The organism is Mesorhizobium sp. B2-4-6 (genome assembly GCF_006442775.1).
Classification (GTDB): domain Bacteria; phylum Pseudomonadota; class Alphaproteobacteria; order Rhizobiales; family Rhizobiaceae; genus Mesorhizobium.
Map to the genome: position 1 here is coordinate 1,196,505 of NZ_VFVI01000001.1, position 18,222 is coordinate 1,214,726.

Annotated in this window: 14 protein-coding genes; 13 read left to right on the forward strand and 1 reads right to left on the reverse strand. The window is 63.5% G+C overall.

What is annotated here, in order from left to right; genetic code table 11:
- Nucleotides 1-57: 57 nt before the first annotated feature.
- Nucleotides 58-1,317, reverse strand: coding sequence for a sarcosine oxidase subunit beta (locus FJ957_RS05715; protein WP_140829396.1), 1,260 nt, complete (start codon nt 1,315-1,317; stop codon nt 58-60).
- A gap of 192 nt (nt 1,318-1,509) precedes the next feature.
- Between FJ957_RS05715 and FJ957_RS05720 the strand changes: the two genes are divergently transcribed.
- The 13 genes from FJ957_RS05720 (at nt 1,510) to FJ957_RS05780 (ending at nt 18,200) form a co-directional block, all read left to right on the forward strand.
- Complete coding sequence (locus FJ957_RS05720) at nt 1,510-3,999, forward strand: mechanosensitive ion channel family protein (protein WP_140829398.1); 2,490 nt, start codon at nt 1,510-1,512, stop codon at nt 3,997-3,999.
- Nucleotides 4,000-4,329: 330 nt separating this feature from the next.
- A complete protein-coding gene (locus tag FJ957_RS05725) occupies nt 4,330-4,593 on the forward strand; it encodes a hypothetical protein (RefSeq protein ID WP_027167119.1) in 264 nt (87 codons plus the stop codon).
- A gap of 248 nt (nt 4,594-4,841) precedes the next feature.
- Entirely contained in the window at nt 4,842-6,275 is a 1,434-nt protein-coding gene (locus FJ957_RS05730) for a UbiA family prenyltransferase (RefSeq protein ID WP_140829400.1), read from the forward strand.
- Nucleotides 6,275-7,627: an FAD-binding oxidoreductase gene (locus FJ957_RS05735; protein WP_140829402.1), complete on the forward strand. Its 1,353-nt coding sequence runs from the start codon at nt 6,275-6,277 to the stop codon at nt 7,625-7,627. Before FJ957_RS05730 ends, FJ957_RS05735 begins: the two co-directional genes overlap by 1 nt.
- A gap of 122 nt (nt 7,628-7,749) precedes the next feature.
- Nucleotides 7,750-8,184, forward strand: a complete 435-nt coding sequence (locus tag FJ957_RS05740) for an EamA family transporter (RefSeq protein ID WP_140829404.1) — start codon at nt 7,750-7,752, stop codon at nt 8,182-8,184.
- On the forward strand, nt 8,181-9,188 hold the full coding sequence (locus FJ957_RS05745) for an NAD(P)-dependent oxidoreductase (protein WP_140829406.1): 1,008 nt from the start codon (nt 8,181-8,183) through the stop codon (nt 9,186-9,188). The genes FJ957_RS05740 and FJ957_RS05745 overlap by 4 nt, the downstream gene beginning before the upstream one ends.
- A 32-nt stretch (nt 9,189-9,220) precedes the next feature.
- The gene (locus tag FJ957_RS05750; protein WP_246685774.1) at nt 9,221-10,687 is read left to right on the forward strand and encodes an aspartate aminotransferase family protein; all 1,467 of its coding nucleotides are present in this window, start codon (nt 9,221-9,223) and stop codon (nt 10,685-10,687) included.
- Nucleotides 10,688-10,699: 12 nt separating this feature from the next.
- Nucleotides 10,700-11,932 carry a hypothetical protein gene (locus FJ957_RS05755; RefSeq protein WP_140829410.1) on the forward strand — a complete coding sequence of 411 codons (1,233 nt, stop codon included), beginning with the start codon at nt 10,700-10,702 and terminating at the stop codon, nt 11,930-11,932.
- Nucleotides 11,929-12,681, forward strand: coding sequence for an FkbM family methyltransferase (locus FJ957_RS05760; protein ID WP_140829412.1), 753 nt, complete (start codon nt 11,929-11,931; stop codon nt 12,679-12,681). The genes FJ957_RS05755 and FJ957_RS05760 overlap by 4 nt, the downstream gene beginning before the upstream one ends.
- Nucleotides 12,682-12,836: 155 nt before the next feature.
- Nucleotides 12,837-15,398, forward strand: a complete 2,562-nt coding sequence (locus FJ957_RS05765) for an FAD-dependent oxidoreductase (RefSeq protein ID WP_140829414.1) — start codon at nt 12,837-12,839, stop codon at nt 15,396-15,398.
- 102 nt (nt 15,399-15,500) lie between these two features.
- Nucleotides 15,501-16,265 (forward strand): site-2 protease family protein, encoded by a 765-nt coding sequence (locus tag FJ957_RS05770; protein WP_140829421.1) that lies wholly within the window; start codon nt 15,501-15,503, stop codon nt 16,263-16,265.
- A gap of 59 nt (nt 16,266-16,324) precedes the next feature.
- The gene (locus FJ957_RS05775; RefSeq protein WP_140829426.1) at nt 16,325-17,266 is read left to right on the forward strand and encodes a phosphoribosylaminoimidazolesuccinocarboxamide synthase; all 942 of its coding nucleotides are present in this window, start codon (nt 16,325-16,327) and stop codon (nt 17,264-17,266) included.
- A gap of 79 nt (nt 17,267-17,345) precedes the next feature.
- Nucleotides 17,346-18,200, forward strand: coding sequence for a DUF1194 domain-containing protein (locus tag FJ957_RS05780; protein WP_140829430.1), 855 nt, complete (start codon nt 17,346-17,348; stop codon nt 18,198-18,200).
- Nucleotides 18,201-18,222 lie beyond the last annotated feature (22 nt).

An 18,222-nucleotide genomic window follows, 5' to 3' on the forward strand; every position in this document is an offset into this window, starting at 1 on the left:
TTTTGTTCAACCATGATCTTTTCCAAAAACCGGCTTCCACCTTTTGGGATCATGGTTCTAGTGCAGCCGCGGGTTCGCGCCCTGGCCTTTGTCGTCGATGATCAGGCCGCGATAGAAGCGGTCGAGCGTGAAGGGCGCGTTGAACTCGTGCGGCTCGTCCTTGGCGATGGTGTAGGCAAAGCACCAGCCGGAGGCGGGCGTCGCCTTGAAGCCGCCGTAGCACCAGCCGCAATTGAGATACATGCCTGGCAGCGGACCGGTGGTGATGATCGGCGAGCCGTCCATCGTCATGTCGCACAGCCCGCCCCAGGAGCGCAGCATGCGCACGCGGGCCAGGCCGGGAAACAGCGCCAGCATCTCGCTCATCACCTCGTCGACGATCGGCAGGCTGCCGCGCTGGGCGTAGCTGTTGTAGCCATCGAGGTCGCCGCCATAGACGAGGCCGCCCTTGTCGGATTGCGAAATGTAGAAATGGCCCATGCCGAAGGTGAGAACGGTGTCGACGATGGGCTTCAGCGATTCCGAGACGAAGGCCTGCAGCACATGGCTTTCGATCGGCATGTGCGAAATGCCGGCAAGCTGCATGACCTGGCCGGTGCTGCCGGCAACCGCAAGCGCGACCTTCTTGGCGCGGATTTCGCCGCGCGTCGTCGAAACGCCGGTGATGCGGCCGCCGTCACGCAGGAAGCCGGTAACCTCGCAATTCTCGATGATGTCGACGCCGCGCCGGTCGGCGCCGCGCGCATAGCCCCACGCGACCGCGTCGTGCCGGGCGGTGCCGGCGCGCGGCTGCATCAGCCCGCCAAGAACCGGGAAGCGCGTCGAACCGGAGACATCCAGCGCCGGCACAAGCCGCTTGATCCGGTCGACGCTCATCAGTTCAGCGTCGACGCCGAGATGCCGCATGGCGTTGCCGCGCCTGGCATAATCGTCGAGCTGGGCGGGCGTATGCGCGAGGTTGAGGCAGCCGCGCTGCGAGAACATGACGTTGTAGTTGAGGTCGTGCGAAAGGTTCTCCCACAGCTTCATCGAATGTTCGTAGAAGCGGGTGTTCTGCGGCAAAAGATAGTTGGAGCGCACCGCCGTGGTGTTGCGGCCCACATTGCCTGAGCCGAGCCAGCCCTTCTCCAGCACCGCGACATTGGTGATGCCGTGTTCCTTGGCAAGATAATAGGCGGTCGAGAGGCCGTGGCCGCCGCCGCCGATGACGATCACGTCATAGGAAGCCTTGGGGTCCGGCTTGCGCCAGGCGGGCTTCCAATCCTTGTTGCCGGTCAGCGCGTTCTTGAGCAGCGAAAAGGCTGAATATTCCGCCATTCTTCCTATCGTCCTTATGATGCGAGCGGGAGACTATAGAGCAGGCGAGAAGCGCAAAGCCAAGATTGCGCCATCGCTTTTCGACAGGCCGACTCCCGCCGATGCGATGGGACGGCTTGCCGCCCGATATGGCGGTCTTTATCAAGGGCGGAAATTTCAAGGATTTTTCGGCTGCGAGTCGCCAACAAACTCATGTTCTTCCGCCTGCTGCGCCTCATCCTGGTCGTCATCGTCGCTGTCTTCGGGCAGCCGGCGCTGGAGGCGTCGGCGCAGGCGATCGGCCATGGTTCATCGCAGCTTATCGCCGATCAGACCAAGGCCATCCAGGACCTGACGACCAAGACCGACGGCCTGGAGAAGAAACTGAGCGACCCCGATAATGACGATGCGGGGCTGGTCGACATACGGTTGCAGCTCGAGGATATTTCGCGGGCGGCGTTGAACAGCGCGCTGGTATTCCGGCAGCGCCTCACCGACATCAACAACCGCGTCGAGGTGCTCGGCTTGCCACCGGCGCAGGGGCAACCTGCCGAGCCGGCGATCGTCAACAACGAGCGCAGCGCGCTCTCCTCGGAAAAGGCTCAGATCAACGCGGTCGTCGCCAGCGCGCAAAACCTGTCGATCCGCGTCAACGGGCTGCTCGACAAGATCGCCGTCATGCGCAGCGAGCTTTTCCGCAGTGTCATCACCAAGCACTATGACCTGACCGAGGCGCTGAGCCCGCAGGCCTTTTCCGACGCGCACGACCAGTTCTCGGGCCTCTACAAGTCGGTGTCCTCGTGGCTGAGCTTCGCCGTCAGGTTCAAGTTCCAGGCGATCCTCGCGGCGACGCTGATGGCGCTGGCGCTGGCGGCGGTGCTGTTGATCGGCGGCAGGCGCCTGTTCGGCCGCATATTCGAGGCCGACCCGACCGTCGAGGATCCGTCCTATCTCAGCCGCCTGTCGGTGGCCTTCTGGTCGACGCTGCTGCCGACCCTGGCGCTCGGCGTCTTCTTCGCCTCGGCGGTGTTCTTCTTCAATTATTACAATGTGCTGCGGGGCGATATCGGCACGTTCCTCAATGCCTTGCTGACGGTGATCGGCATGGTTTTCTGCGTCAACCGGCTGACCAACGCGGCGCTCGAACCGCGGCTGCCCAACTGGCGGCTGATCCCGGTCGCGACCGGTCCCGCGCGCTGGCTCGTCGGATTGACGACGGCCATGGCGCTGGTGCTCGGGTTCAATTACTTCCTGTCGATCGTCAACGAGAAGATGGGTTCGCCGCTTTCGCTGACGATCGCCAGGGGCTTTATCGCCACCATCATCATCGGCGTCATCCTCATCCTGATGGGGTTGCTGCGGCCTTTCAGGGCCGCCGACGGCTCATGGCGCCCTTGGCCGGCCTGGCTTCGTTTCATCGCCATCGGGCTCGGCCTGTTCACCATCGCGGCGGCACTGCTCGGCTATATCGGCCTGGCACTTTTCGTCTCGTTCCAGGTCGTGGTGACCGGCACCGTGTTGGTGACGGCCTATATCGGCTTCCTGTCGGCACGCGCGATCGGGGAGGAAGGTGGCTTCGCCGACACTTCGGTCGGGCGATGGCTTTCGGAAAATTCCAGCTACGAGGATACCGCCCTCGACCAGCTCGGCCTGGTGGTCAGCATCGCCATCAACCTGATGATCGTGCTGGTGTTCCTGCCGCTGATCCTTTTGATGTGGGGCTTCCAGCCCGGCGATATCGAGGCCTGGGCCTACAAGCTGGCGACAGGGGTCTCGATCGGTTCGGTGACCATCTCCTTCCTCGGCATCCTCAGCGGTATCGTGGTCTTCGTCATCGGCTATTTCCTGACGCGCTGGTTCCAGGGCTGGCTGGATGGCTCGGTGATGGCGCGCGGCAAGGTCGATGCCGGCGTGCGCAATTCGATCCGGCTTGGTGTCGGCTATGCCGGCGTGGCGATTGCCGGCCTGGTCGGTATCTCGGCCGCGGGCATCGATCTTTCCAATCTCGCGCTGGTTGCCGGCGCGCTTTCGCTGGGTATCGGCTTCGGCCTGCAGAACGTCGTGTCGAATTTCGTTTCGGGCCTGATCCTGCTTGCCGAGCGGCCGTTCAAGGTCGGCGACTGGATCGTGGCGGGCGACGTCAGCGGCACGGTGCGCAAGATCAGCGTGCGCGCCACCGAGATAGAGACCTTCCAGCGCCAGGCGGTGATCCTGCCCAACTCGAACCTCATCAACAATGCGGTCGGCAACTGGACGCATCGCAACAAGCTCGGGCGTGTCGACATCAAGGTCGGCGTCGCCTATGGCAGCGACGTCAAGCGCGTCCATGCCATCCTGATGGATATTGCGCGTGCCCATCCGATGGTGCTGAAGAACCCCGAGCCGTTCGTTCTCTTCGCCAATTTCGGGGCGGCGGCGCTCGAATTCGAAATCCGCGTGTTCGTCGCCGACATCATGAACGGCAGCGTCGTGCAGAACGACATCCGCTTCGCCATCTTCGATATCTTCGAGGAGGAGCGGATCGAGATACCCTCGGCGCCGCGCGCCGTGGTCGAAACGAAGAAGCACGAGGCCTGGCCGATCGACGACGACAAGATCGAGGCCGAATACGCCGAGCGCGAGAGGCTGGAGGCGGAAGCCGCGGCCGAGCGGGAGCGGCTGGCCAAGATGAAGCGGAAGGGCCGCAAGCCCGATCCGGGCTGAGGTGCATCGATATTCAGGTGAGGCCGGCCTGCAAATGGCGGGTTCCCGCGCTTCCGGCCTTCGCCGGCCCGAAGCATTTTTATTAAGAGGGACGTGGCAATGAAGGCTGTGCCCGGCGTGGGCCGGTTCTCGGAATCCGTCATTTTCGGCGCAGCCTGACCTGAATCTCGAAACACCTTAGGCGACGGCATATCCAACGCCGAAACCGATTGTGGCATGAATGCGGCATTCAGTTGCGGTTCAGATAACATCTCATATAAGCTTCGATGCAAAGGGCGAGAATGCCTTGCAAATTTGAACAGAGGCGGTGTGTGAAACACCGGAATTGCAATGTGGAAGTCTGTCGTTGCCGCCATCGCTTTGCTGGCTCTGGGCGGTTCGGCTTTCGCCGCCAGCGCGATCAACAGGGACGCCCAGACGCGGACCCTGGTCGTGACCGAAGGCGGCGCCAAGAGCGAGCTGACGCTTGCCGCCGGCGAGACGGTGGAATTCTGCTCGAACGGCTGCTTCGTCACCCTGCCCAATGGCGACCTCGAGGCCCTGACCGGCTCGGAAACGGTCGAAATTTCGGGCGGTGCGGCCCGCATCAAGTAACCGTCGCCGCAAGATTCGCGCAGCAAGTTTTGGCAAAGGCCGGACCGATGTCCGGCCTTTTATCGTTTTCGGTAGCCGTCGTTTAACGATGACACCCGAAAACCGGTATGACCACGCGCTGCAACCGGGCGTTTTAACGTTCGCTGCGTCATCACCCGCTATATCCGACCCGAGGACGCCGGCACACGGCGTGGGTTGAGTTGGCGCGTGGTCCCTTTCCGGGATCTTGCGGTCGATCGGGGCAGACAATGGACGCGAGGTCGGACAGGAACGCAATCCCGCTTGCGGTCGATCTCGATGGCACGCTGATTGCGACGGACCTTCTGTGGGAAGGCCTGTTCATCCTGCTCAAGAAAAACCCGCTCTATCTCTTTCTTGTCCCGGTCTGGCTGACCGGCGGTCCGGCCCGGCTGAAGCAGGAGATCGCCAGGCGCGTCGACATCGATCCGGCCTCGCTGCCCTACCGCCAGGACCTGCTCGACCGGTTGCGCGCCGAGCACCGGGAGGGTCGCGTGATCGTGCTGGCGACGGGAACGCCGCGCAAGTTCGCCGAGGCGATCGCGGCGCATCTAGGCATCTTCGATCGCGTTCTGGCGACCGATGACCCGCACAACATGACTTCCGCCAGGAAATGCGCGGCACTTGTCGCCGCCTATGGCGACGCGGGCTTCGACTATGCCGGCAACAGCCGGCACGATCTCAAAGTATTTGACGCCGCGCGCAGCGCACTCGTGGTGGCGCCCGACCGCAACGCCCGGCGCTGGCAGGCGGAGCATGGCGCCGAGGCCATGCCGGCGCCGAAGCCGACGCTGAGGACCTACATCAAGATGCTGCGCATGCATCAGTGGCTGAAGAACTCGCTGATCGCCGTGCCGATGGTGCTGTCGCACGAATATTTCAACCCAAACATGATCTGGCAGTGCCTGCTGGCGTTCGTCTCCTTCAGCGCCGTGGCGTCCGCCATCTATATCCTCAACGATTTCTTCGACCTGGCGCTCGACCGCAAGCATCCGACAAAGCGCAATCGGCCCTTCGCCAGCGGTGCATTGTCCATTCCGTTCGGCCTTGGCGCGATCGTCGCGCTGCTCGCGATCGGCATTGCCGCCGGATCGTTCCTTCCGATCGAATTCCTTGGCGTGCTTGCCGGCTATATGGCGGTCACCACCGCCTACTCGCTGTCGTTCAAGCGCATGCTTCTGGTCGACGTGCTGACGCTTGCGGGCCTCTACACGATCCGCGTGCTGGCGGGCGCGGCGGCCACCGGCGTCGACGTCTCATTCTGGCTGCTCGCCTTTTCGATCTTCTTCTTCCTGTCGCTGGCGCTGGTAAAGCGGTTTGTCGAATTGCGCACCACGGCCATTCCTCCGGGCGAGCGCATCGCCGGTCGTGGCTATCGCACCGAGGACCAGGAAATCGTCGCCCAGGCCGGCATGGCCTCTGCCTTTTCCTCGGCGCTGGTCCTGGCGCTCTATATGGACAGCCCGGCGGTTCGCGAGCTCTATCCGCATCCCTGGCTGATATGGCCGCTGGCGCCGATCGTGCTCTACCTCACGATGCGCGTCTGGATCCTCGCCCGGCGCGACGAGATGCATGACGATCCGGTCGTCTTCATCATCCGCGACTGGCGCAGCCAGATCGTCGTCGCCATCGGCGCGGCCTTCCTCGTCGCCGGAGGCTGGTGATGAGGAACGAGCGCTTCGGCAGCTTCGGACTGGCGGCGGCGCCGGCGCGCAGGTCGATCCCGGCGGACGAGGCGATCGCCTTACTGAAGCGCGGCGAGGCGAAAGCCGGATCGCTGCTCGGTTACGGCAATGGCCGCTCCTATGGCGACAGTTGCCAGAACGATGCCGGCATGGTGGTCGACATGCGGCCGCTCAACCGCGTCCGTTCCTTCAACGCCGAGACCGGCGTGCTCGAAGCGGATGCCGGTACGCTGCTTTGCGACATCATCGCGCACACCGCACCCTACGGCTTCTTTCCGGCCGTGGTTCCAGGCACGCAGTTCGTCACGCTGGGCGGCGCGATCGCCAACGACGTCCATGGCAAGAACAACCATCGGCGCGGCACCTTCGGCTGCCACGTCGAGGCCTTGACACTGCTTCGGTCCGACGGCCGAACCTATCGCTGCTCGCAAACCGACAATGTCCGTCTGTTCGCGGCAACGATCGGCGGCATGGGGCTGACCGGGCTTATCCTTTCGGCATCGATCAAGCTGATGCGGGTGCCCTCGCTCGACATAACGGAAAAGGCGACGCGGTTTCGCGATCTCGGCGAATTCTTCGATCTTGCCGAAGCTGCCGACCAGGCCAACGAATATGCCGTCGCCTGGATCGATCAGCTTGCCGGGGGCCATGGGCGCGGGCGCGGCCTCTTGTTCACCGGCAATCATGCCGAGCACGGCTCGCACGCCGCCGCGCGTGCCGGCAGCCGGCTTTCCGTGCCGGTGCAACCGCCCTTCAATGTCCTCAACCGGCCTTTCCTCACCGTCTTCAATGGGGCCTACCGCTGGAAAAAGGGCAGGTCCGCGGCTCCGCGCCAGGCGGGCTATCAGGGTTTCTTCTTTCCCCTCGACGGCATCCGCGACTGGAACCGGCTCTACGGGCCGCGCGGGCTTTTCCAGCACCAGAGCGTAGTGCCGGAGGCCAATGCGCGCCGCATCGTCCCGGCGCTGCTCGAGGCGGCACGGCGGGCGGGCGAGGGATCGTTCCTGACCGTGCTCAAGCGCTTCGGTGATGTCCGCTCGCCTGCGCTGCTGTCGTTCCCGCGGCCGGGCTACACGCTGACACTCGATTTCCCCAACCGGGGCGAAAGGACGTTGCGGCTGCTTGCCGAGCTCGACCGCATCGCCGTCGAGGCGGGTGGGGCGGTGAATCCCTACAAGGACGCCCGGATGGGGCCTGAAATCTTTGCCGCGTCGTTTCCGCAATGGCAGCGGCTGGAGGCGCTCCGCGACCCGGCCTTCCTGTCGAGCTTCTGGGCGCGGACGGCGAAAAGACTGGATGTAGGGAGTGGAGTTTCGGAAGCCGCGGAATAGATAAAAATCAAATAAGTCATGGTAAACGAAGCGTTACGCCATGGTTTGCGCAAAATACCATCCGGGCTTCACGAAATATTTGCAGGTTTGTAATAGGACCGCCCAAGGGCGGGGTGGCAACAATGAAATACATAATCTTCATTCTCTTCACGGTCATGACCAATGCCGCGGCGCAACTGATGCTGAAGCAGGGCATGATGTCGATGGGCCCGATCTCCCTCGAAGGCGTCAATCCGCTCGTCAAGCTCCTGCAGATCGTGTTCAGCCCCTGGGTGTTCCTGGGCCTCTGCACCTTCGTCATCTCGATGGCATCGCATCTTTATGTGCTGTCCAGGGTCGAGCTCAGCTTCGCCTATCCGTTCCTCAGCCTCGCCTATGTCGCCGTGGCGATCTTTGCCTATTTCGTCTTCCGCGAGGACCTCAATGGCTGGCGCATCGCCGGCATCGCCTGCATTTGCGTCGGCACGATCCTGATCGCGCAAAGTGGCCGTGAACATGAGGACCAGACGGCTTCCATCGCGCCTGACAGAACCCGAGCAAGCGAGATCGTTCGATGAGACATGTGATTTTCGGCGGCGACGGCTTCGTCGGCCGTCACCTTGCCCCCAAGCTTGTCGCGGACGGGGAGAACGTCGTCGTCGCCGACATCGTCAAGAGCGACCTGCCGCACTACCGCTCGGTGCGCTTCATCACATGCGACGTCACCGATCCGGCCTCGGTCGCGGCGGTCGGGCTCAAGGCCGACGACATGGTCTACAATCTGTCGGCCAAGATGCTGTCGCCGATCCAGGTGCGCGCCAAGCGGCACGATTTCTTCTTCCCGGTGAATTTCCACGGCACCGAGCACATCATCCAGGCGATGGACAAGGCCGGCGCCTCGAAGCTCGTCCACTACACGACCGACATGATCTACGGCCACACGGTGGTGCTGCCTATGACCGAGGATCATCCGGTCTCGCCGCTCGGCGAGTACGGGCTGTCGAAGCTGAAGACCGAGGAGCTCGCCGGCGACTGGCGCATGCGCGGCATGTCGATCTCGCTGTTCAGGCCGCGCCTGATCATCGGGCCCGGCCGCCTCGGCATCCTGGAAAAGCTGTTCAAGCTGATCGACTGGAACCTGCCTGTGCCGATGATCGGCTCGGGCCGGAACCCGTATCAGTTCATCTCGGTGTTCGACTGCGCGGAGGCCGCCCGCGCGGCGTGGAAGGCCGGCGTGCCGAACGAGGCCTACAATCTCGGCTCGCTCAATCCGCCGCCGGTCAAAAGATTGCTCGGCGACCTGATCCGCCATGCCGGCTCGAGGTCGATCCTGCTGCCCACGCCCGGCTGGGCGGTCAAGCGCACGCTTGACCTGCTCGATTTGCTCAACACGCCGATCATGGATCCGGAACAGTATCTGATCGCCGACGAGGAATGCGTGCTCGACGTGTCCAAGGCCGAGCGCCAGCTCGGCTGGGTGCCGCAATATCGCGACGAGGACATGCTGATCGCCGCCTACAGCGAATATCGCGCCAAGAAGGACGGCCACGCCGTCGCCACCAGACACGTTCCCGCCGAATAAGGCGACGAAGGGAGATTTTTTAGATGACCGTCATGGCCATGCCGGAACATACCGGAACGCGCACGCTGGTCGATGCGCCGGCGCTGTCACCGGCGACCATCGCCAAGCCCGACCTGATCAGCGTCGAGCAGGCCAAGGCGCTGGATGTCGCCCGCATCACCGACCTGTTCAAGGCGCATCTCAATCCTGGACAGCTGCATTTCATGAAGCTGCTCGGCTTCCACAAGATCAAGATCGAGCGCGCCGAGGGCATGTTCTACATCGATCAGAACGGCCGCAAGATCCTCGACTTCTTCGGGGGCTTCGGCTCGCTCGCCTTCGGCCACAACCATCCGCGCATTCTGGAAGCGCGCAAGAAATTCCAGGAGGAGAAGCGCCAGGAAATAGCCATCGCCTTCATGTCGCAATATGCGGCGGCGCTGGCGCACAACATCGCCAAGTGCTCGCCGGGCGAGCTCGACATGGTGTTCCTTGGCTCCTCCGGCTCGGAAGCGATGGAGGCGGCGGTGAAGCTCGCCGAGCGCGCCGCGGGCTCGAAGCGGCCGAAAATCGTCTATGCCGAGAATTCCTTCCACGGCAAGACCAAGGGCGTGCTGGCGATCACCGACGGCCAGCTCTACCGCGCCGACTTCAAGGTCGCGGACAATGTCGTGCGCGTTCCCTTTGCCGACATCGACGCCGTCGAGCGCCTGTTCAAGAGCGATCCCGAAATCGGCGTCATCGTGCTCGAAACCATCCAGGGCGGCGGCGGCATCATCCAGGCGCCGGCGCAATATTGGCAGAAGCTGCGTGCGCTTTGCGATCAGCATGGCGTGCTGTGGGTCGCCGACGAGGTACAGTGCGGCTATGGCCGCTCGGGCCGCTTCTATGCCTTCGAGCATTACCGCGTGGTGCCGGACGTGACGGCGCTGGCGAAATCGCTGGGCGCCGGCAAGGCCGCGGTCGGCGCCATGATCGCCAAGCGCGACGTCTACATGAAGGCCTATGGCACGCCGAAGACGGCGATGATCCATGCCATGGCGACGTTCGGCGGCATGGGCGAGGCCTGCGCCACCGCGATCGAAGGCATCAACGTGCTCTATGACGAGGGCCTGATCGACAACGCCGCCTCGACGGGCGAGTACCTTCTGCAGCGGTTGCGGGCGCTCAAGGAGAAATACCCCAAGATCATCAAGGACGTGCGCGGCAAGGGTTTCATGATCGGGCTCGAGTTCCACGATTTCTCGCAGACCCTGCCGATGGTGCTGCGCCCGGTGGTGAGCGTGCTCGACGACAAGCTGAAGGGCTCGCTGTCGGGCTTCGTCGGCTCGCTTTTGTTGCGCGACTATGACGTGCTCGTCGCCTTCACCGAATACAACCGCAACGTCATCCGGCTCGAGCCGCCGCTGATCTGCCAGCCCGAGCATGTCGACCGCTTCGTCGATGCTTTCGACAGCCTGTTGTCGCGCGGCATCGTGGCGATCGTGAAGGATTTCGTGAAAAGCCAGGTCGGCAAATAGAGGCCGCTGAGCATGCTGACCAGGCCGTCCGCTCCGACCAATCCGCTGGAACGGCTGACCGGCGCCGGCTTGGCGTGGGGCGAGGGGGCTTACGCGAAATGGGCGGCATCGATCGGGGCGATCGCCTTTTCGCTCTATATCCTGCTGACCGCCGCGACCGCCTGGTTCATGCCCGACGCCAACTGGGACATGCTGCCTTATCTGGCGATCGCCGAGGAGGGCGCCTATCCCGATCCGCAGGTGCTGCACGATTATGCCTACAGCACGGTCAAGCAAGGTATATCGGCAGGCGATTACAAGACGCTGACCGACGATGGCGGCGGCTTCCGCAGCCACATGACGGAGAACGCCGCCGACTTCCATTCGCTGCTCGGCATGTACCGGATCAAGTTCCTCTATGCCGAAATCCTGTCCAGCCTCAGCCATGTCGTCTCGCCGGTCGAGGCGATGCGGCTAGTGCAGGTCTTCTCGGTGCTGCTGTTCGGCGCCGTCGCGCTCGCCTGGCTGCGCGCGGAAGGCGCGCTGGCGCTGGCGCCCGTGGTCGGCGCGATCCTGATCATAGCCGATTTCGGCGACGCGGCACGCGCTTCGACGCCGGACCTCTTGTGCTCGGCGCTGTTCCTCGGCGGGCTCTTCGCCTATATGCGCAAGCGCGAGGCGGCAACGGCGGTCCTGCTTTTCCTGGCGTTCATGGCCAGGCCCGACAACATCGTTTTCCTCGCCATTTTCGCGGTGCTGCTTGTCGCTTTCCGTGAGAGGGCGTGGGGCGCGTTGGCCGGTTTCGCCGCGTCCTTCATCGCCTATTTCGCCATTTCGCACTGGGCCCAGCATCCCGGCTGGTGGCCGCATCTTTGGTTTTCCAGCATCGAGCAGCACTACAATATGGACGGGTTCGAGCCGCCATTTTCGATAGCGGCCTACCTCAAGGCCTTCGCCGCCTCAGTCGTGCGCGCCATCAGCGTCAACAACTGGGTCGGCGTTTCGGTGCTGGCCTTGGCCGGCTGGTTCAGCTTGAACCGCGCCGGCTTCAGGCTCGACCGCCGCGCCGGCATCCTGCTGGCGGCGCTCGTGCTTGGCGTGCTGGCGAAGTTCGCCGTCTTCCCGATCCACGACACCCGCATCTATTTCCCCAACCTTCTGCCGCCCTTCCTCCTGCTTGTCGCGCCGCTCATGGCGCTGTGGGCATCGGCAAGCCAAAGCGGCCGACGCGCCGCGCTGCAGGTCATTTCCGGAGACAAGTCATGAGCTCGCTTTCCCACCTGGCGCGCATCTTCCTGTCGCTCGGTCTGCCTGCCGGACTTCTCGACCGCAGCCCCTCGCTCCACGGCACGAAATTTCTCGCCAAGGCGGCGTTGCAGGCCCGCTTCGGCGGTCGGCCGTTCCAGATGGTCAATGTCGGCGCCTGCGACGGCGCGCTGTTCGACGACGTGACGCCGTGGCTGCACCGCATTCGCGGCGCCCGCGCCATGCTGGTGGAACCGATCCCGTATAACCAGAAGCGGCTGCGCGCCAATTACCCGGATGCCGAACGCTTCGTCATCGAGCCGGTTGCGGTGGCGAGGACAAAGGGCACGATCACCGTGCACACTTTCGATGCCGCCGCGCTTGAGGCCGGCACGCTGCCGATCGAGTTCATCGGCTGCTCGTCGGTCACCGACACCAATCTGATGTCGGGCAAGAATGCCTGGGGCGAGGCGGACGTCAACTTCGACAAGTTCGCGCCGCATCTGAAGGACATCGAGGTACCGTCGGAGACGTTGCAGACGCTGCTGGACCGCAACGGCATCGACCACATAGACGCTTTCCTGGTCGACTGCGAAGGCGCCGACTGGATGGTGTTCGAGCAACTCGACCTCAAGCGCTATCGCCCCGGCATGATCAAGATCGAGGTCGGCGCGCTGCCTGCGGCCGAGATCGGCCAGGTCGTGGTCAAGCTGAAGACCGCCGGTTACCAGGTCGGCTTCCAGGCCGAGGACATCTGGGCCTTCGCCTGAGTTGATTCCCGCTGGATGAACGCTTGGCGCTAGGGGTCGCGCCGCACCTGCGGCGTGTCGCAAACAGGCGGTAGCCGTACCGCCGTCCTCTGCATATTGTGCGCCATTCGAAGGGCGCGCAAACGCGCCTGTCTATCCCTTTGGAGTCGCGGGCAATGGCAGAGTTTCCGAAAAAGGCGAAGGTCGTCATCGTCGGCCTGGGCGGTATCGTCGGCGCTTCGGTCGCGCATCACCTGATCGAGCGCGGCTGGGACGACATCGTCGGCATCGACAAGTCGGGCATCCCGACCGATATCGGCTCGACGGCGCACGCCTCGGACTTCTGCTACACGACCAGCCACGACTTCCTCTCATGCTGGACGACGCTCTACTCGATCGATTTCTATGAGAAGATGGGCCACTACGCGCGCGTCGGCGGCCTCGAGGTGGCGCGCGTCGGTGACGATGCCCGCATGGACGAGATCAAGCGCAAGATCGCCTCGGCCAAATCCTTCGGCACCCGCGCGCGGCTGATCGAGCCGGCCGAGATCAAGCAAAAATTCCCGCTGATCGAGGAGCATCTGGTGCAAGGCGGCCTGTGGGACCCCGACGCCGGCCTCGTTATCCCGCGTTCGCAGACGGTGGCCGGCAAGCTGGTCGACCAGGGTGTCGCAGCCGGCAAGCTCCAGGCTTTCGCCAATACCTCGGCCAGGGAACTGATCGTCGAGAACGGCCGCATCAAGGGCGTGGTGACGGAGCGCGGCACGATCGAGGCCGATTATGTTGTGGTCTGCACCGGCATCTGGGGCCGGCTCACCGCGGCGCTGGTCGGCGAGGATTTGCCGGTGATGCCGATCGACCATCCGCTGACCTTCTTCGGCCCCTACAACGAGTTCGCCGGCACCGGCAAGGAGATCGGCTGGCCGCTGCTGCGCGACCAGGGCAACTCAGCCTATATGCGCGACACCGGCGATCCCAAGACCGCCGAGGGCGGGCAGATCGAATGGGGCTATTACGAGGAGACCAATCCGCGTCTCTGCCACCCGCGCGATCTGCTCGAAAAGGACCAGGCACGGCTTTCGCCGTCGCAGCGCGACCTCGACATGGAGCAGATCATGGCGCCGCTGGAGCGCGCCATGGAGCTGACGCCGATCCTCGGCGAATTGGGTTACAATGAAGGCCATTCCTTCAACGGGTTGCTGCAGGTGACCACCGATGGCGGCCCGTCGATGGGCGAAAGCCAGAAGGTGAGGGGCCTGTGGTACGCCGTCGCCATCTGGGTCAAGGACGGCCCGGGCATGGGCAAGCTGATCGCCGACTGGATGACCGACGGCAGGACCGAGGTCGACCATCATGCGATCGACTATTCGCGCTTCTACCCGCACCAGACCAAGGAACAGTTCATCTGGGACCGCTGCACCGAAACGGCGATGAAGGTCTACAACCCGGCGGTGCATCCGCGCGAGCCCTTCTCCAAGGGCCGCAACATCCGTCGCTCGCCGTTCTGGGAGCGCGAGAAAGAGCTCGGCGGCTATTTCATGGAGCTGGGCGGCTGGGAGCGCGCGCACGGCTACGCCGCCAACGAGCATCTCCTGGAAAAGTATGGCAACCGGGTTCCCGTGCGCGAAAACGAATGGGACAATCGCCATTTCTGGCGTGTCTCCAACGCCGAGCATCTGGCGATGAGCGAGGATTGCGGCATCGTCAACCTCTCGCATTTCTCGATGTACGACGTCGAAGGTCCCGACCATGTCGCGCTGCTGGAATGGCTGTGCGCGGCCAAGATCGGCGGCGACAACAATATCGGCAAGGGCATCTACACGCACTTCCTCGACGAGGAAGGCATGGTGCGCGCGGACTTCACGGTCATCCGCATGGCCGATCGCTGCCGGGTGATCGACGGCGCCGACGCCGGCCCGCGCGACTTCCGCTACATACAGCGCACCGCGCAGGACAAAGGTTTTGACGCAACCGTCACCGACGTGACCGAGAAATACGTCACCATCGGCATCTGGGGGCCGAATGCACGCACGACCCTGCAGAAAGTGGTCGAGAATCCGGACGGCCTCTCGCTCGAGAATTTCCCGTTCGCGGCGATCAAGCCGATCAGGATCGGCGGCAAGGACGTCACCGCCTTCCGCATCTCCTATGTCGGCGAGCAGGGCTGGGAACTGCATATGCGCTACGAGGATGGTCTCGCCGTCTGGGACGCGCTGCGCTCGACCGGCGTCATGCCGTTCGGCGTCGAGACCTATGCCAACACGCGCCGCATGGAAAAAAGCCTGCGCCTGCAGAACGCCGATCTCCTGACCGAATACAATCTGCTGGAGGCCGACCTTGCGCGACCGAAGGTCAAGGAGAACGACTTCTGCGGCAAGGCAAAGCACCTGGAATACCGCGCCCGCGAGCACCAGCCGGCGATGCTGTGCACGCTGGTGATGACCGGGAACACCGATTCCAAGGGCGTCGCGCGCTATCCGGTCGGCACCATGCCGGTGATGGACCCGACGACGGGCGAGACGCTGGTCGACGAGCTCGGCCGCCGCTCCTTCACCACTTCGGTCGCCTACGGCCCGACCATCGGCAAGAATATCGCGCTTGCCTATCTGCCCTGGGCCTATGCCCAGGAGGGCCGCAAGCTGCAGGTCGAGTATTTTGGCGAGGCCTATCCAGTCGAGGTCGCCGGTGTCGGTTACAAGCCGCTCTACGACCCGGAGAACCTCAAGCCAAGGAGCTGAGGATCGCGGACGCAGAAAGATGCAAAGCCCGGCTTCGGTCGGGCTTTTCTCTTTTGTATGCCAGGATTCTCGCATAGCGTTGCGCCGGGTGGAGTGGGCATCGTGCAACGGTTCGGCTGGGACAGGAAGAACGACGCGTTCGTCTTCACGATGAAGGGGAACATTCCTGTTCATGTCAGCTGGACCTTTGCCATTCCCGCCGCCCTGCCGTTCCTGCATGATTGGTCGAGGCGTCCCAGCAGCGCGCTGACTCATACGGTCATCTTTGCCGCGCTGCTGTTCCTGTCGGTGTTTCTGCATGAACTCGCCCATGTCTGGGCGGCGCGGCGACAAGGCATCGGCACCCAACGGATAGATCTATACCTCTTCGGTGGAATTGCCTGGTTCAAGCCCGGCGCGGCTTCGCCTTACGGCTGGGCGTGGATCTCCTTCGCCGGGCCGCTGGTGAACATCATCCTGGCGGCGGGTTTCGCAACTGCCTATTACCTTTTTGCCCGACCCTTGTTGCCGGCCGAGCCGGACGGTCTTTTCAGTTCGCCGCTGCCGAGGCCGGACACGTTTCTTGAGTGGACGCTTTGGCTTGGCGCTCTGGTGAATGCGGCTTTGGCCGTTCTCAACCTGCTCCCGGCCTATCCACTCGATGGCGGAGCGGTCGCCAGGCATCTGCTTGCGCCACGCTTCGGCGCGGAGACCGCCACACGGATCGTCGGCTTCTGCGGCGTCGTGCTTTCGATCCTGCGTTTTGCGGTCATTGTGCCCGCAGCCACAGCGGGTATCCTGATCTGGATTCCGCCGTCTTTCAGGCCGAACTGGAGAGCGTTTCGCGCTGCCGGCAATAAGAAGCCCGCTCCGCAGCATCCGGCTTGATGTGCAGGGGGCCAGCGGCTTATGTGGCCGCATCAGAAGCCCGCGAAAGCAACACGCCCATGCGCATCCTGTCCGACGCCTTCATTCCCGAGCTGCCCAACCGCTACAATGGCAAGGTGCGCGAAAACTACGATCTGCCGGACGGGCGCCGCATCATCATCGCCACCGATCGTCTGAGCGCATTCGACACGATTCTGGCCTCGATCCCGTTCAAGGGAGAAGTGCTCACCCAGACGGCGCGCTACTGGTTCGAGGAAACCGCCGACATCTGTCCCAACCATGTGCTGGAATACCCCGACCCCAATGTCGTCGTCGGCACGCGGCTCGACATGCTGCCGGTCGAGATCGTGGTGCGCGGCTATCTGGCGGGAACCACCAGTACCTCGATCCTGACCAAGTACAGAAAGGGCGAGCGGAGCTTCTACGGCCACAGTTTTCCAGATGGGCTGCGCGACAACGAAAAGCTGCCGGAAGCGATCATCACGCCGACCAGCAAGGCTGCCCATGGCGGCCATGACGAGCCGTTATCGGAAGCCGGGATCATCGCAGAGCGGCTGCTCACGCAGGCGCAGTGGGACACCGTATCGCGCTATGCGCTGCAGCTGTTCGCTCGCGGCCAGCAGCGCGCGGCCGAACGCGGCCTGATCCTGGCCGACACCAAGTATGAGTTCGGCACGGCGCCGGATGGCGCCATCGTGCTTGCGGACGAAATCCACACGCCCGACAGCAGCCGCTACTGGATCGCGGCGAACTACGATGAGGCGTTCGAAGGCGGCGGGCGGCCGCGCAGTTTCGACAAGGATTTCATCCGGTCATGGGTGTCGGCGCGTTGCGATCCCTACAAGGATCCGATCCCCAACATTCCGGACGAGATCGTCAACCAGGCCTCGGCGGTCTATATCCAGGCCTACGAGGCGATCACCGGCACGAAATTCGCGCCTGACCTTTCCGGCGATACGGTGCTGGAGCGCATCCGTTCGAACCTCGCGCGGTATTTTTAGGAAGGTTCCGCCGCCGGCAGAATCCGATACGCCGGATTCCCGGCTTTTGCGCGCGGCGATTTTCGCCTAATCTTGCTTCATGTCTGCTTATGCCCGCGTAAGGCATATCTTTTCAGGCAGTGCCGCGCTGGCGCTGGCGCTCTGGCTGACGCCGCCAGCTTCTCCCGCAGAACCGGTCGATGTCGAACTGGTGCTGGCGGTCGATGTTTCGCTTTCGATGTCGCCGGCCGAGCTGGAGATCCAGCGCCACGGCTACGCGGCGGCGCTGACCCATGAGAATGTGCTGAAGGCCATCGCCGACGGAGCCTATGGCAAGATCGCCGTCACCTATGTGGAATGGGCGGGTACCACCTGGCAGCGCGTGATCGTGCCGTGGACGGTGATCGCCAACCGCACCGATGCCGAGAAGGTGGTGGCGCAACTCAATGCGCGGCCGCCGGACAGCGCCCGGCGGACCTCGATCTCCGGCGCGCTGAGCTTCGGCAGCGACCTGTTCGCCGAGAGCGGTTTTGAAGGCACGAAGCGCGTCATCGACGTCTCGGGTGACGGACCCAACAACCAGGGCGCGCCGGTCGACCTCACGCGCGACGCGGTGGTCAAGCAAGGCATTACGATCAACGGCCTGCCGCTGATGACGCGCGGCGGGTTCAGCGGCGCTTTCGATGTGGAAAATCTCGACCGCTATTACAGCGACTGCGTCATCGGCGGACCGGGCGCATTCATGATCCCGGTCAATGACTGGACGCAGTTTCCCGAAGCGATCCGCCGCAAGCTGGTGCTCGAGCTTGCCGGTCCCGCTTCACCGCAATGGGCTGTGGAAGAGGCCGCGCATCCGCCGGTCGTGCTCGCCGACGACAGGCCCGCAACGGACTGCCTAGTTGTTTGGTCCCGGCATTTGCTGGAGCGGATTGAGTTTGAAACGTTCCGGTTGTGAGACCCACGCCTTGCAGATGAAC